General features: G+C 34.1%; 14 protein-coding genes. 9 read left to right on the forward strand and 5 right to left on the reverse strand.

The features are described from left to right. The first annotated feature begins 116 nt into the window (after positions 1 to 116). Genes AB9K26_RS01800 through AB9K26_RS01820 form a run of 5 tightly spaced genes read left to right on the forward strand, consistent with a single transcriptional unit; the run spans position 117 to position 5,634 of the window. Positions 117 to 950 (forward strand): GNAT family N-acetyltransferase, encoded by an 834-nt coding sequence (locus AB9K26_RS01800; protein ID WP_369970822.1) that lies wholly within the window; start codon positions 117 to 119, stop codon positions 948 to 950. After that, the gene (locus tag AB9K26_RS01805; RefSeq protein WP_369970823.1) at positions 947 to 2,050 is read left to right on the forward strand and encodes a DegT/DnrJ/EryC1/StrS family aminotransferase; all 1,104 of its coding nucleotides are present in this window, start codon (positions 947 to 949) and stop codon (positions 2,048 to 2,050) included. The genes AB9K26_RS01800 and AB9K26_RS01805 overlap by 4 nt, the downstream gene beginning before the upstream one ends. Beyond that, positions 2,051 to 3,349 (forward strand): O-antigen translocase, encoded by a 1,299-nt coding sequence (locus AB9K26_RS01810; protein WP_369970824.1) that lies wholly within the window; start codon positions 2,051 to 2,053, stop codon positions 3,347 to 3,349. Positions 3,350 to 3,386: 37 nt separating this feature from the next. Then, positions 3,387 to 4,880, forward strand: coding sequence for an O-antigen translocase (locus tag AB9K26_RS01815; protein WP_369970825.1), 1,494 nt, complete (start codon positions 3,387 to 3,389; stop codon positions 4,878 to 4,880). After that, a complete protein-coding gene (locus tag AB9K26_RS01820; protein WP_369970826.1) occupies positions 4,873 to 5,634 on the forward strand; it encodes a transferase in 762 nt (253 codons plus the stop codon). The genes AB9K26_RS01815 and AB9K26_RS01820 overlap by 8 nt, the downstream gene beginning before the upstream one ends. Positions 5,635 to 5,640: 6 nt before the next feature. Here AB9K26_RS01820 and AB9K26_RS01825 read toward each other — a convergent pair whose 3' ends face one another. Continuing rightward, a complete protein-coding gene (locus tag AB9K26_RS01825) occupies positions 5,641 to 6,117 on the reverse strand; it encodes a DapH/DapD/GlmU-related protein (protein WP_369970827.1) in 477 nt (158 codons plus the stop codon). Positions 6,118 to 6,126: 9 nt separating this feature from the next. Further along, on the reverse strand, positions 6,127 to 7,266 hold the full coding sequence (locus tag AB9K26_RS01830) for a glycosyltransferase (protein WP_369970828.1): 1,140 nt from the start codon (positions 7,264 to 7,266) through the stop codon (positions 6,127 to 6,129). Between the two features lie 91 nt (positions 7,267 to 7,357). Between AB9K26_RS01830 and AB9K26_RS01835 the strand changes: the two genes are divergently transcribed. Both AB9K26_RS01835 and AB9K26_RS01840 read left to right on the forward strand, forming a co-directional pair. After that, positions 7,358 to 8,140, forward strand: a complete 783-nt coding sequence (locus AB9K26_RS01835) for a glycosyltransferase (RefSeq protein WP_369970829.1) — start codon at positions 7,358 to 7,360, stop codon at positions 8,138 to 8,140. A gap of 6 nt (positions 8,141 to 8,146) precedes the next feature. Continuing rightward, on the forward strand, positions 8,147 to 8,542 hold the full coding sequence (locus AB9K26_RS01840) for an FdtA/QdtA family cupin domain-containing protein (RefSeq protein ID WP_369970830.1): 396 nt from the start codon (positions 8,147 to 8,149) through the stop codon (positions 8,540 to 8,542). On the opposite strand, the gene AB9K26_RS01845 is transcribed toward AB9K26_RS01840, so the two are convergent. Together AB9K26_RS01845 and AB9K26_RS01850 are read right to left on the reverse strand one after the other, a co-directional pair. After that, a complete protein-coding gene (locus AB9K26_RS01845) occupies positions 8,522 to 9,466 on the reverse strand; it encodes a glycosyltransferase family 2 protein (RefSeq protein WP_369970831.1) in 945 nt (314 codons plus the stop codon). The two genes, AB9K26_RS01840 and AB9K26_RS01845, sit on opposite strands and share 21 nt — an antisense overlap. After that, the gene (locus AB9K26_RS01850) at positions 9,463 to 10,353 is read right to left on the reverse strand and encodes a glycosyltransferase family 2 protein (protein ID WP_369970832.1); all 891 of its coding nucleotides are present in this window, start codon (positions 10,351 to 10,353) and stop codon (positions 9,463 to 9,465) included. Before AB9K26_RS01850 ends, AB9K26_RS01845 begins: the two co-directional genes overlap by 4 nt. A 140-nt stretch (positions 10,354 to 10,493) precedes the next feature. Between AB9K26_RS01850 and AB9K26_RS01855 the strand changes: the two genes are divergently transcribed. Continuing rightward, positions 10,494 to 12,071 carry a right-handed parallel beta-helix repeat-containing protein gene (locus AB9K26_RS01855; protein ID WP_369970833.1) on the forward strand — a complete coding sequence of 526 codons (1,578 nt, stop codon included), beginning with the start codon at positions 10,494 to 10,496 and terminating at the stop codon, positions 12,069 to 12,071. Here the strand turns inward: AB9K26_RS01855 and AB9K26_RS01860 are convergent. After that, a complete protein-coding gene (locus tag AB9K26_RS01860) occupies positions 12,068 to 12,751 on the reverse strand; it encodes a cell division ATP-binding protein FtsE (RefSeq protein WP_369970834.1) in 684 nt (227 codons plus the stop codon). The genes AB9K26_RS01855 and AB9K26_RS01860 overlap by 4 nt on opposite strands. 230 nt (positions 12,752 to 12,981) lie before the next feature. Here AB9K26_RS01860 and AB9K26_RS01865 point away from each other — a divergent pair, with 230 nt between their 5' ends. Beyond that, positions 12,982 to 16,005, forward strand: a complete 3,024-nt coding sequence (locus AB9K26_RS01865) for a tetratricopeptide repeat protein (protein WP_369970835.1) — start codon at positions 12,982 to 12,984, stop codon at positions 16,003 to 16,005. Positions 16,006 to 16,009: the final 4 nt, after the last annotated feature.

Raw genomic sequence — 16,009 nt, forward strand, 5'->3', positions numbered from 1 at the left:
ACTTAGGTCTAAAGGACGTTTGGGACGATTTTATTAAACGTTCCAAAAACGGAACATTTCTGTTCCAAAGGGATTTTATAGAATACCATAAAGACCGTTTCCAGGATTATTCTCTCATGATTTACAAAGAGGATAAGCTTTTTATGGTTCTTCCTGCTCATTTGAAAGAAAATGTGCTATACTCGCATCAAGGATTAACATATGGAGGCTTTGTTTTGGGTAATTCGGTTAAACTAAAAAGCGTTCTTGAAGGATTTAAATGTGTTCTGAAATATCTTGAGGAACGTAAGGTCGACTCCTTGTTTTTAAAACCGATTCCAAATATTTATTGTAAATCACCAAGTGATGAACTTGAATACTTGCTTTTTCTAACTGAAGCTAATTGCTACAGAAAAGATACGTTATCGGTTATCGATTTCAACAATAGAATAAAAGTTTCAAATGATAGAAAAAATGGCTACAAAAGGGGTGTCAAAAATAACCTAAAGGTTAAGGAAGTCGATACATTTGAAGAGTTTTGGAACGATATCCTTACCAAAAATTTACAATCCAAACACCAAGTTCAACCTGTACATTCGGTAGAGGAAATTACTTATTTAAAAGAAAAGTTCCCAAAGCACATAAGGCAATTTAATGTCTATGATGGCGATGAGATTGTTGCAGGAACAACCATATTTGAAACCTCACAATTAGCACATTCACAATATATTTCTGGTAATGACGATAAAAATGCTTTAGGAAGTTTAGATTTTTTGCACATGTACCTTTTGGATGATGTTTTTAAAGACAAGCAATATTTTGATTTTGGCATTTCGAATGAAGATGAGGGAACCAAAATTAATGAAGGCTTGCAATATTGGAAAGAAGGCTTCGGAGCCAGAACCATTGTACAGAATTTTTATGAAGTGCCTACTAAAAATCATAACTTGTTAAATGATGTGTTTTTATGATTAAGTTTCTTGACCTACATAAAATCAATTCGCGTTTTAGTAATGAGTTTTCAGAGAAGTTTTCCTCATTTTTACAGTCAGGACACTATATCTTAGGTCAGGAAGTTCAAGCCTTTGAAACGCATTTTGCTACTTATTGTGACGTTAAACATTGTATAGGTGTTGCTAACGGACTCGATGCCTTGACGCTTATTTTTAGAGGATTTATTGAATTAGGAGCTTTACAACCAAACGATAAAATACTCGTACCTGCCAACACATATATTGCAAGTATCTTGTCGGTAATCAATTCAGGATTGCAACCTGTTTTTGTAGAACCAGATGAGACAACATTCAATATCAGTCCGTCAGAAATAGAAAAGAACTTAAGCTCTGATGTAAAGGGAATCTTAGCAGTTCACTTATATGGCCAATTAGCAGATATGGAATCCATAAATGCGATTGCAAAAGCAAATAATTTCTTGGTAATTGAAGATGCAGCACAAGCACATGGTGCTATTCAAGGTTCAGATGGAAACAAGGCAGGAAACTTATCAGATGCAGCGGCATTTAGTTTTTATCCTAGTAAAAATCTAGGAGCTTTAGGTGATGCTGGAGCTGTTACTACCAACCATGATCAACTCGCAGATAAAATTAGAATTTTGCGAAATTACGGAAGTTCAAAAAAGTACATCAATGACATTCAAGGAATCAATAGTCGTTTGGACGAACTTCAAGCAGGTATTTTAAATATTAAGCTCGAGCACTTAGATGCTGATAACAAAAAAAGACAAGACATAGCCCAACAGTACTTTAGTGGTATCAAAAACCCAAAGATACAATTACCAGATTGTCGAGATATTGAAGCACATGTGTTTCATGTTTTTGTTGTTAGGGTTGAGCAGCGAGAGGATTTTATCCGTTATTTGGAAGCTCACAATATTGGATATCTCATTCATTATCCCATTCCGCCACATAAGCAAAACGCCTTATTGCCTTATAAAACCTTATATTTGCCAGTAACAGAATCTATTCACGATTCCGTTTTGAGCTTGCCTATGAGTCCAGTAATGACTTCTGAGGAAGTTCAAACAGTTATAAATGCCCTAAATAATTACTAATTGAAGAAACTCATAAAGTACATTAATACCAATGTGCTGTTTAAGGTAGCGCACCTTAATACTGCCACTATTGCTACAAAAATTATTGCTGGTATTTTGACTTCAAAAGCGATAGCTGTTTTTATTGGAGTAGAAGGGATGGCACTTATAGGTAATTTGAGAAACTTCTTGAGCGCCATTCAATCGTTTGCCATTTTAGGGTTCTATAATGGTTTTGTAAAAACCATAGGGAAGTTTAAGGAAGATGCCGTTGAGCTTAGTAAAACGATATCAACCACTTACTATTTGGGGTTTTTCTCTACGATTTTGATGTCGTTTTTGTGTTATTACAATGCGAGTTTCATCAACGGATTTCTATTTTCTGAAAATTATAATTTCACCTATGTCATTCAGGTTTTAGCCTTGGCCTTACCATTCTATTCCTTGAATATGTTCTGTTTTGGAATCATGAACGGATTCTCAAATTACAGAATGCTTTTGGTTATTAATATTATAGGGCAAGTTCTAGGACTTCTAATCACACTATACTTAATCTATATTGAACATATTGATGGTGCTTTGGTTGCAGCAGTTATAGCACCTTCACTTATTTTCTTGATTACCTTGGTTGGTATCATTAATCGTAGAAGTTTAATCGGACAAATTAAGATTACAAATGTTAGTATAGAGGTGTTGAAAACCTTTGCACCTTATGCGGTAATGGCATTGGTGACGTCTATAGCTTTGCCTCTAACATCAATCATGATTCGGAATTTCATTATCGATGAATTGGGTATTAGACAAGCTGGTTATTGGGAAGCCATGAATAGAATTTCAGATTACTACCTCATGTTTGTAACATCCATTATGACCTTGTATATCATTCCGAGATTCAGTGAGATTGATAATAAAGAAGAATTCAGAAAGGAAGTATTTGATTTCTATAAATCGATTATGCCGATTTTTGGTATCGGACTCTTACTTATTTATTTTTTACGACCATTCATTGTAAACTTGGTGTTTTCTGACGCCTTTCAACCAGTAGAAGAATTGTTCTTTTGGCAGTTGCTAGGCGATTTTGTAAAGGTGTTGTCTATAGTCATTGCCTATCAGTTTTTAGCAAAGAAAATGTTTGCTCAATTTATCATTATAGAAATTTTCCTTGTAGTTATCTTATACTTAACGAGTATTTATTTGATAGAACTATTTGGTCTAAAAGGCGCAGTAATGGGTCACTTTTTTAGCTATTTAATGCATTATCTTATCGTGTTGTTGGTGTTTAGCAGTTCCCTTTTTGGAGTGATTAACACTAAAGAATAAAAGAGATTTAATTACATTCGTATATAACTAATAGTTTATGCAGGAGGCGAATAAATCCTATAACCAAATATTTAAGTCGACATCTCTTTTTGGTGGTGTTCAAGTATTGAATATAGGAATAGCCATCATCAGATCAAAAGTCGTAGCCCTTTTGATTGGTCCAACAGGAATGGGAATTATTGGTTTATTAATGTCTACATTAAAGGTTATTGGTGAATTCACAAAGCTAGGTTTAGATACTACAGCGGTTAGGGAAATTGCATTATCCAATACCAAGGAAAAAGATGAACAAGATGTATCTGAAGTCATTGCTACGGTTCATAAAGTAGTATGGTTTACTGGAGCTTTAGGAATATTGGTGACCATACTTTTGTCGCCAATCTTGAGTTATTTAGCTTTTGAAGACTATAATCATACCTTGGCATTTATATGGATTTCCTCTTCATTGCTTTTCAATCAGTTGGCTGTTGGAAAATTATCTATTTTACAAGGATTCCGTAAATTAAAAAAATTAGCCAAATCAAATCTTTTGGGTAATTTTATAGGACTTCTTGTAAGTCTGCCTCTGTATTATATTTTCAAGCTGGATGCTATCGTTCCAGTGATTATTGCTACTTCGATATTGAATTTTTTCTTTAGTTGGTTATTTACTCGTAAACTAGCATACAAAAGAGTGAACCTGTCTTATAAGCAAGCATTTCAATCGGCAAAAGGGATGTTGGGTTTTGGTTTGATGTTGAGTATTCATGGCTCAATGGCATTGATTACCGCGTATGTGTTTCAGGTATATTTAAGCCATGTTGGAGGTGTAGCTGAAGTGGGTTTTTATCTGGCAGGTTTTATGATTATAAATTCGTATGTCGGAATGGTTTTTAACGCTATGAGAACGGATTACTTTCCTAAACTGTCTGGAATTATTGAGTTAAAATCTGAAGTTGATCAAACCGTGAGCCAACAAGCAGTAATTGGTGTTTTGATTATTGGACCACTGGTTTTAACCTTTTTGATTTTTATGCCTTTAATTATTAGGATTTTGTATTCTGAAGAGTTTTTAGTGATTTCAGATTTCCTTTCTTGGGCGATACTTGGCATACTCTTTAAAACACTTTCCTGGTCGATAGGTTATGTGATCCTTGCTAAAAGTGATAATAAATTGTTTATTAAAACGGGCTTGTTTTTTAATTCCTTGTTATTGATTATGAATATTACGGGTTATTATTTTTATGGTCTGGAAGGTGTTGGTATTAGTTTCTTGGTTTACTATGTATGTCATTTTATCGGATTGAAAATAATAACACACAATGTCTATGGGTTAAAACTTTCAAAAGAACTGATTTCAATTTTTTCAATATTGACCTTACTTTCCTTTGCCTGCTTTTTTGTGACAAAAACAATAGATGGTGACATTTTAAGTTATGTGCTTTATAGTGTACTTTTATTGGCCTCCTTTGGGTATTCTTATGTTGAATTGAATAAAAGGATTAATTTTAGGTCCTTATTAGAAAGAATTTTTAAACGTAATAATGATTAGGGTTTTAAAGAACATATACATCTTTTTGTTTAAGCTTTGGAAGAAAACTCAATTGTTCTTTTCGGTCAATTGGATAAAAACCGTATACTTTAATTTTAAGATGTTGCCTTTTGATCAGGCTATGAAGCTTCCTTTTTACTTTTACGGGAGTGTGAAATTTACAAGTCTTAAAGGAACGGTTAAAATAGAAGCACCTGTAAAAAAAGGCATGATTGGTTTCGGACAACGATTTGAAAAAATGTCTAGAGCCAAAGGAATTGGAGAAGTCATATTGAAAGGGAATTTGGTTTTTAAAGGCCATGCACATTTTGGTAAGGACGTTTTCCTTTGTGTTGAAGAAAATGGCTATTGCGAATTTGGATTCATGGGATGCTTAGGTTCCGATGTAATGTTATTATGCACCAATAAGATCATTATTGGAGATTGGGCTGGAATAGCTTACCAATCTCAAGTTATTGATACAAACTCACATCCAATGATGAACAGCAATTCTGGTGAGCATTATCCTATTTCTGGAGAAATTAAGATTGGTAACCATAATTCTATATCAAACCGTGTTACCATCATGGCCAATACCATTACTCCAGACAATTGTGTTGTGGCTTCCAATAGTCTTTGTAATAAAGATTATTCGCAACTAGGAGAGAATATATTGTTAGGTGGTGTTCCTGCAAAACTCATTAAGAAAGACTACAATAGAGATTGGGAAAGTGAAAAAGAAATGCTGATGCGTTACAAACGTGTAAAACTATAATTGGTTTTAGCATTTTTTATAAAACTTGGCTGGATTGCCAAACCATATCTCATCACTGGGAATGTTCTTATTTACATACGACAACGCACCAATTACGCTATTGTCTCCAATTTCTATTCCGTGATGTAATACGCAATTTGTTCCTAAAAAGACATTCTTGCCAATTTTGGCACCACCAATTTGTTCTTTGTTGATATCGAGATTGTTTGTCATTACTCTCGGACAAATATAGGTGTTGTCTCCAACTTCAAGTCCTCTAGCTAAAATGGAATCATATCTGATAATCACGTTATTGCCTACAGTGCAATTTCCAGAAGATGTGACTCTTGAGTCTAAGTAGCAATCCTTACCAATGATAGTACCTTTTCTCAATTCAACATAGTTTTTGATGATTGTATTATCGCCAATAACCACATCATCTTCAATTATACAAAATGCACCGATAGTGACGTTTTTTCCAATTTTAGCTTTCTCTGAAATCATTCTGGGCTTTTAGTTTGATGACCAAGTATTTAAATATTGTTTGGCACAATTTAAAAAATTATGCTCTCTTTCTATGAATTGTCTAGCGTTTTTTGAAATCTGCAGCATGGTCTCTTGATGTTGAATTAACCAGTCGAGCTTATCTGCAATTTTTTCAGCATCAGGTAAGGCATTAATAGCAACGCTGTCTTCTTTTAAATTATAATGTTCTAGCCATTCTTTTTCGGCACCTGTAAAGACTATTTTTCCTTTGGCCATTGCTTCTAAAGCATTATAGCCTTGATCATAGGCATACACTTGATCAAGAAAAATATGGCAATTTTCATAATGATTGAGATATTCCTTGTACGGAATGTTATAAGTTGTAGTGATCTCAACTTTATCTTTGTACTTTTCTTCTATAATTTTCAAAGCCTCTTCAAAGAAACGATTCCCTTTTTTTAACATGGAATTTTTATTCACGCCATGAAAAATCTTGATTTTTTCACCAGTATGAAACGGAATATAATCTAGTTTTTCAATATTGATCGGATTAGGAATTAATCCTAAATATCTTGGATGACCAACTAACGGAAGATGATAATCGAAATCTGTAGCAATAACGCCATTGCAGTGTTCATATATAAACTCGTGTAAGGCTTTGAATTGTGAATTGAGATATTGCAAATCAAATCGGTAGGCTTTTTCTAAACTTGAATCGTTCAAATAAGGCGTTAAAATGCTATATCTGAATTTTTCTTCAAGCATGTATTTGATGTTTATATAATCGGAGCCAGTCGATAGTAAAAAGAGTTTTTTGGACTTTTTGAGTAATTGTTTGATGAATCGTTTTTCATAAGGTGCTTTAATTACAAGCGACGATTCGTTAATGAGTTGAACTATATCAAAATGATCTAGTTTCCTTAATTTCAAAGAGGCCTTCAGGTAAATTTCCAAAGAACCTAGATCAATGGAAGTAAGCTTGTAAAAACCAACTCGAAACTTCTTAAGAATTTTGTGGTGAAATGAGTGATTTACATAGATGTCAACTGGATAGTTTTTAAAATTATCCCTATTTCCCATAATGATAACTTCATGACCTAATCGACTTAAACCTTCTTTTAAGGAGTTGTGAAGTCGACTGTATTCACCAACTAACAGAATTCGCATAAAAACACTACTTTTAAGCAAAAATAACAATTCCCACTACAAAGCCGTTAGTTCTATAATGCAATTCCAAATTGAAATTTTGATATCCACAATGATGCGGGAAAATCTAGACTTCCTAAAGCCTATGTTTCAGCATAATGATATACATGATTTTAATTTGCTCATTGTCAATCAAACGACAAAAGATAAAGTGTTGGTTTCTGATAATCCGAAGATAAAAGTTCTTAATTCGTTTGAGTTTGGTGTTCCAAAAAGTAGAAATTTAGCCATTCAGAATGCCTCTTTTGACATTTGCTTAATGGCAGATGATGATATTGTCTACAAGCCAAACCTTCACAAGACGATTATAGAGGCTTACAAGAAAAATGAAGATGCATCAATGGTTTCCTTTGAGGCAGTTGATGAAGATGAAAACAAATATACCAATTACCCTAGTGAAGGAATACATACTAAAAAAAGCCTGAAAAAAATCTATACTTGGGTGATCAGTTTCCGAAGAGCTCATTATCATAAAGAGCACATTTTATACAATGATAATTTTGGGTTTGGTGCCACATTTCAAGGAAACGAAGAATATGTTTTCTTGAGAAATGCCTTCGATTCCGGATTAAAAATGGTGCATGTATCTAAAACGATTGTCATGCATCCCTACGAAAGCTCTGGTCGAAAAATGGGAAGCGATAACGCGGTATTTGCAAGAGCTGCATTAATTCAACGGTTTTATGGAAACTTAAGTTATCTTTGGGTCTTTAGATATATTATTTTCTTGGTTAGAAACGGACATATTTCTACCAAAGAAATAATACAAAAATTGCAAACAGGATTTAGAGGCATTAAAACCTATAAAGAGCTAGATTCTCAAGGAAAAATTTAAACACAAATGGATATAACAATAATCGACATACCTAAAATTCATGATGTAAGAGGTAGTCTTGCTGTCATTGAAGGCGACTGTATACCTTTTGAGATGAAGCGTGTATATTATTTGTTCGATGTGCCAAGTGATGCTTATAGAGGAGGGCATTCCCATAAAGACCAAGTAGAGCTCTTAGTATCATTAAGCGGTAGTTTTGAAGTGGTATTAGATGATGGTAAGAGTAGAAAAAGTGTCATGTTGAATAAACCTGATAAAGGACTGTTGATTCCTAAAGGTATTTGGCGTGAATTGGAGAATTTTTCTTCTGGAGCGGTTTGTTTGGTTTTAGCTTCTGGAGAGTTTGACGAAAGTGATTACATTCGGGATTACGATAGTTTTTTATCCTCGAAACAGTCTTAAGTCGATATTGAATTTTCTCAGAAAAGTCCTGAACTTCATTAAAAAATAAATACCTGATTTTGGTAAATTATAAATAAGGCGATGCAACATGCCAAGATTGTTCTGATCAATTTTATGGTATTGTTTATTGGCTTGCGATAATTGATTTTCCAATTTGTATTGAATGGCTAATGCGTATCGATTCAAGTCTAAATACTTTTTTAAACTTGCATTGCCTTGAGCATTGTTTTGGTAATCGTCAAAATCTAAGTGCTGTCTTGAACTAAGTTTACTATGCGTAATTTTTTGTTCTGAAGATAAATTGTGTACAGCACTCACTTTATTGCTAAAAGCCACAGGAAAATTTAAGGCTATTCGTATCCATAGGTCTGTGTCTTCACCAGAATTGTAATTTTCATTGAATGTACCTACGCGTTCAAAAGTTGATTTTGGAACCATCACTGCTGAAGTCCATGCAATGCTATTAATTAAGCTTGATTCAAAGTAATCTGATAAGATGCCTTGCCAAGAAGAATCTTTAGAAATGTCTTTATATTTAGATGGTATCGATAGATTGCCCATTTGTTTTTTGTAGGCCTTACAATAGAGTCCGCAGCTTGGAAATGCTTCAAAAAGCTTTTTAAGGTCTTCTAAGTGATGAGGATACCATATATCATCAGCATCTAAAAACACGATTTTATCAGATGTCACTTTTGAAATACCAAAGTTCCTGGCATGGGAGACGCCTTGGTTTTCAATGCTGTATATTTTTAAGCGATCTTCCTGTATAGATTGAATGATTTCTAAACTATTATCTGTAGAGCCATCATTTACAACAATGACCTCAAAGTCCTGAAAGGTTTGTGTCCACACACTATTGAGAGTGGTTTTGATATGCTTTTCCTTGTTGAAAAGCGGAATAACTACAGAGAAATAAGGATTCATTTAGAACTTTCTTTATAACACATGTAACCAATTTTATAGAACTGAAACAGTTTTATGGATGGATTATTACCCAATAAATTCTTTTTTAACGATGATTTTAAAAGACGGAAAACAAATGAAAACAAATAATGGATTCTAGATACTTTTAGTTTTTTAAAAAAGGTCAATAAATCATTTTGATGCGTCTTAATCTCATCATTCTTATAAAGATGTCGCAACGTTTCAACGGCCTCTTCAGTTTTCTTTAGATAATCGCTATTGGTGTCTAAACCCAAATGGAACACTTCGTTATCAATATGCAAAACATTTGCATTTTCAGATTTCAGAATTGCTCCAAAGTAGTTGTCATAACCATAGCCCTTTCTTTTAATTCTTGAATTGATATTCAAAAAAAGTGATTTCTTGATTAAAAAGTTGGCAGAGATGACAATTTTGTAAGGTCTTTTGTTTCTAATAGTTGCTGAAACTTCCTCATTGTTTTTTCCATAAGTCCAACGAAGTAGATATCGAGGTTCAGGTCTGTCTTTGTGATATGCAAATCCACCGTAAATGGCATCATAATCTGAATCTAAAAATGTCAAATAGTTTGATATAAAAAGCTCAGGTTTTGGAATGACATCAGCATCTAAAAACAAAAGCCAGTTAAATTTAGATGTTTCAGCTAAAATTTGTCGAGCTTTGATGCGGCCCACATTTTCACTTCCTGTAATGTATTCGGTATAACTCAAATTTGTAATACCTTTATTTTCTAAAGTGAAGTTTGATTGCGAACCATCATCATAGCAAATAATTTCAAATTGTACATTGCATAATTCCAATTGCGTATGAACATGCGTTACCAAAGGAACCACATTATAATTGTAAACCGGAATTAGAATTGAAATCATTAGTGCTAAAATAAGAATTAAAATGGTTACCTAAACCCACTTAAACGATGAGTTGCGTAACTTGGTATGGAATTTGTCAATTCTAGATTATGAAACAGATTTTTTACATATGTTTTAGCGTTTGCTTCACTATGTTGTGTATGGCACAGCAAGAATATCATGTGTTTCCAAAAGATGATGTCAATACTCCTGGAACACCTCTTGGTGATGGTTCTCTTACAAATCCATGGGATTTACAAACAGCCCTTAGCCAGACTACACAAGTAGTAAATGGGAATGATACTATTTGGCTTCATGAAGGTATTTACAAGGGAAGATTTGTAAGTACTGTTGAAAGTCGAATTCCTGATGTATATGTTACAGTGTCAGCATATGATAATGATAAAGTCATCTTGGATGGGAATATAGAATCTGATACCGTTCCAGTGTTGGAAGTCAATGGCAAACAAGTCATTTTTCAAAATTTTGATATAACCTGGTTAGGTGAATTCTCGAGGGATGAAAAGGACGATCATTTTAGGATTGGCATAGGTGTGAGGCACTTAAAAGGAGCGAATTGTAAATTCTATAATCTTAAAATTCATGATATTCCTGGACTAGGTTTCGGATTTTGGAAACATGGTGAGGCTTCAGTGATTCAGAATTGCATGATATACAACAATGGATACATTTCTAAAATAGGAAAAGGAACAGGTGAAGGCATTTATGTTCAAAATTTAAGTGATAAAACACGATTGATAAAAGACAATATTATTTTTAATAATTACTATAAAGGGATAGAAGTTTGGTCTGCTGGAAAACGTGCCAGTTATGAATATGTAAAACACATAACCTTAGATGGTAATATCCTATTTAATAATGGATCACCATCTGGGAATTATCTCGATAATGTTATTGTGGCTTCAGATGATAAAAATGGAATTAATGTTGCTAAACATATCACTTTGGAAAACAACATTCTCTATCACAATACTAGGTTTTCCAAAGGTGAATTTCAAGGTGATGCACCATCTCTAACGCTTGGCTTCAATAAACTTGCTCCTATTGAAGACGTCATTGTGCGAAATAATGTGATTATAGGTCGTGCCAATGGTTTGAGGATTTTAGAAGTCAAAACATTGTCGTTTACAAACAATATTGTACATACTGGTTTTGTTCAGTTAGGAGCTTCAGCTTCAAAAAACGCTACAAATTGGAATTTTGTCAACAATGCCTATTATGCCAATACAAAGGCTTCTCCTTTTAGGTTGTCTAGAGGAAAGGATTACACTTTTGAAAATTGGAAAACAGCATTTACAATTGATGAAAGAAGCTCAATGATCTCAAAAACAGATTTTGAGCTACCATCTGTATTGGCATTCAATAAAAATAAAGTCAATTCCAACCGATTTTATGTGGCTTTGTTTGATAAAGAAGGCATGAATGTTTCGGTTGATGTCAGAGATTACAATATGTTTAAAGGTGACCGTTTCACGATTTATGATGCGGAAAATCCAGATGTAGTTTTGAAAATCGGACAAGTTTCTGAAAACGGAACTGTAACATTCCCGATGAATAACACTGGGTTTCAAAGTCCGTTACACAATTCCATAGCAGTAAAGACACCTTCAAATTTTGGCGCCTTTATTATTGAATTTAAACCTCAAAACAGTGAAGTGCCTGAGCAACAAGACAGCGAAGGTTTTTTCGAGCGCTTCTTTAAATGGTTAGGCTTTTAGTTTTTGCGTTGAACCACTTCAAAAACTTTGTTTTCGTCGCATTTTAAGGTTTTGCTTGGGTATTTCAACAGAAGGGCATAGTCATGTGTGGCCATCAGAATGGTACGTCCATTTTTGTTGATACCACGTAATACTTCCATAACCTCAATACTGGTTTGAGGATCGAGGTTTCCTGTAGGCTCATCGGCTAAAATCAATTCAGGCTCATTCAAAAGTGCCCTTGCAATGGCAATACGTTGTTGTTCACCTCCAGAAAGTTCGTGAGGAAATTTAAAGCCTTTGGTTTTCATGCCTACTTTATCAAGAACAGTGGCGATGCGTTCTGTGATTTCGGTCTTATCTTTCCAACCGGTTGCTTTTAATACAAATTCTAGGTTGCCGTTAACGGTTCTATCCGGAAGTAGCTTAAAATCTTGAAAAACGATTCCTAGCTTTCGTCTTAAAAAAGGAATGTCTTTTTCCTTTAATGTTTTTAAATCATAATCTACTATGTGTCCTTCGCCTTCAGTTAGTTGTAAATCGCCATATAAGGTTTTCATGAAACTACTTTTGCCGCTTCCGGTTTTTCCGATCAGATACACAAAATCACCTTTTTTCATTTCGATATTCACATCAGACAGCACCATACTGTCACCTTGATAAATAGAGGCATTTTTCAGCTGTAAAATAGTTTCAGACATAAAGCGGTTTTAAAATGTAAATGTATCATAAAATACCTTGAATTTCCAATTTTCCAAAATCAAATTATAAAAAGGGGTAATTGGTTTTGATTAACATAGTCATAAACTAAAAACGTAACAAAATCGTATAATATCAATCCATTTAATAAGTCTGTGCATAATTATAGCACGATTATTGCGTTATAGATTTGAGATAATTTATTTTTGACATCAATTAAAAATCGAACCTAATGACTTTCAGAAAGCTGAGTGTTTATCTTGTGTTTTTCTGCTTTAGCCTAAGCATTCAAGCACAGCAATCCGCTACCTATACAAGTGATCTCGTTGATTATCAAAAAGCGTTAACACTATACAATAACAAGCAGTATCAAGCAGCACAATCATTATTTGAAACGCTAAAACAGGAAGCTCCAAATGAAATCTTGGAATCCGATTGTGCGTATTACATTGCTAATTGTGCGGTACGCTTAAATCAAAAAAATGCGGATGACTTAATACAGGATTTTGTGGATACCTATCCGACGAGCACCAAGCGAAATACTGCTTTTTTGGATGTTGGAGATTATTATTATGCCAATAACAAATATGCTTATGCCAGAAAATGGTACGATAAGGTAGACGAAAATAGCGTGTCTCGATCTGAGCGTGATGCTTTTCATTTTAAATATGGTTACAGTTTGTACTCAACAGGGAATGAATCAGGAGCAAAATCGCATTTAAATCGTGTAGTCAACTCCAAGGAATATGGCTCACAAGCGAAGTATTACATTGGTTACATGGCTTATGAAGGTGACGATTATGATACTGCTAACACGTATTTCGATCAAGTAAGTGATGAGGAAAAATACAAAGAAAAACTATCGTATTACCAAGCTGATTTGAATTTTAAATTAGGAAAGTTTGAAAAGGCAATCGAGTTGGCCAAAGAACAACTTGATAATAGCAGTCCGCAAGAACAATCAGAATTATCAAAAATTATTGGAGAGAGTTATTTCAATCTGGAACAATACGCAGAAGCACTTCCATACCTTAAGGCTTACAAAGGGAAAAGAGGAAAGTGGAACAATACGGACTATTATCAGTTAGGTTACACCTATTACAAACAGAACGATTTTGAAAATGCTGTTTCAGAATTCAATAAAATAATTGACGGTAATAATGCAGTCGCTCAAAATGCCTATTACCATTTAGGGGAAAGCTATATCAATCTAGAAAAGAAGCAGGAAGCCTTGAATGCTTTCAGAAATGCCTCGCAGATGGATTATGATTTACAGATTCAGGAAGATGCTTGGCTTAATTATGCGAAAATAAGTTATGAGATTGGAAACCCTTATCAATCAGTTCCTCAAGTTCTTTCTGGATATTTGGAAAAGTACCCAAAAACTAGTTACAAGGAAGAGATTGAAACACTTTTGATCGATTCGTACATTACTTCCAAAAACTATGAGGAAGCCTTAAAACTTTTAAAGTCGAAAACCAGTTTTGAAAATCGTTTAGCCTTTCAGAAAGTCGCCTTTTACAGAGGTATTGAAGTGTATAACGAGGGTAATTTTAATGAAGCAAAATCATTGTTTGAGTCTTCCATAAAAGAAGCTAAAGATCCTGTTTTTACAAGTAGGGCAACGTTTTGGAATGCTGAAACCGATTACCATCTCAATAATTTTGATGACGCTTTAATCGGATTTAAACAATTCAAACAACAAAGTGAGTCTTCAAATACAAGTGAAATCAATAACATTGATTACAATATTGCCTATACGTATTTCAAGTTGAAAAACTACGATCAGGCAACAACCCATTTTCAAGATTTCATCACGAATCATAAAGACGACAAGCTTCGATTGAATGATGCTTACTTGAGATTAGGCGATGGCTATTTTGTATCTACTAATTATAATAAGGCGATTCAATCTTATGAGCAGGCTATTGCCTTAAATGAAATCGAAGCCGATTATGCCACTTTCCAAAAGACGATGAGTTATGGCTATTTAGGACAAGCAGATAATAAAATTAACGGATTGAATAGTTTTATTGCCGATTTTCCGCGTTCTGGACTTAGAGATGATGCATTATATGAATTGGCCAATTCTTATGTAAAATCCAATCAGGTAGATCAAGCCATGACTACTTACAATAAGTTGGTAGCCGAATACCCACAAAGTATTTTTGTATCTAAAACCTTACTAAGACAAGGACTAGCGTATTACAATACCAATGATAATGAAAGGGCTTTGGGAAAATTCAAAAAAGTGGCAAAGGATTTTCCATCTACAGGTGAAGCCAATCAAGCAGTCGCGACTGCACGATTGATTTATATTGATTTGGGTCGTGTAGATGAATATGCAACTTGGGTAAGAACACTCGATTATGTTGAAGTAACCGATGCCGAGTTGGATAATACAGCTTATTTGGCAGCAGAAAAGCAGTATTTAGACAACAATACAGATGCGGCTATTCGACAGTTCAATAAATACTTGAATGAATTTCCGAATGGATTGCATGCGCTTAATTCCCACTTTTACTTAGCGGAATTATACACCAAAAAAGAACTTTCTGAAAACGCACAACCACATTATGAATATGTGGTTGGTAAAGCAAAAAACGAGTACACAGAACAATCGATCGTAAAATTATCTGAAATCTATCTGAACAATTCCAAATGGAATAAAGCCATTCCACTTTTAAAACGTTTGGAAAATGAAGCTGATTATCCTCAGAATGTCATTTATGCACAATCCAATTTAATGAATGCATACTACCAGCTCGAAAATTATAATGAGGCAACTGTATATGCTGAAAAAGCACTTGGTCATTCCAAAATTGATAACAAAATTAAAAGTGATGCCTATATCATTATAGCACGTTCGGCTATAAAAACTGGAGATGATACCAAGGCAAAATCCAACTACGCTAAGGTAGAAGCCACAGGTTCAGGTGCAGTGGTAGCTGAAGCCTTGTATTACAATGCCTATTTTAAAAACAAGGATGGAAATTACCAAAGCTCCAATACTGTAGTTCAAAAATTAGCTAAAGATTACAGTAGCTACAAATACTACAGTGCCAAAGGTTTGGTGGTTATGGCCAAAAACTTTGATGCACTAGGTGACGCCTTTCAAGCGACTTATATTTTGGAAAGTGTCATTTCAAATTTCACCCAATTTGATGATGTTGTCGAAGAGGCAAAATCAGAACTCAGTAGAATTAAAGTTAAACAAGCCGAAACCAATGCCTCAGTTGAAACCGAACAAAATTAAAATG

It is taken from the genome of Psychroserpens sp. XS_ASV72 (assembly GCF_041224425.1).
Taxonomy (GTDB): Bacteria; Bacteroidota; Bacteroidia; order Flavobacteriales; family Flavobacteriaceae; genus Psychroserpens.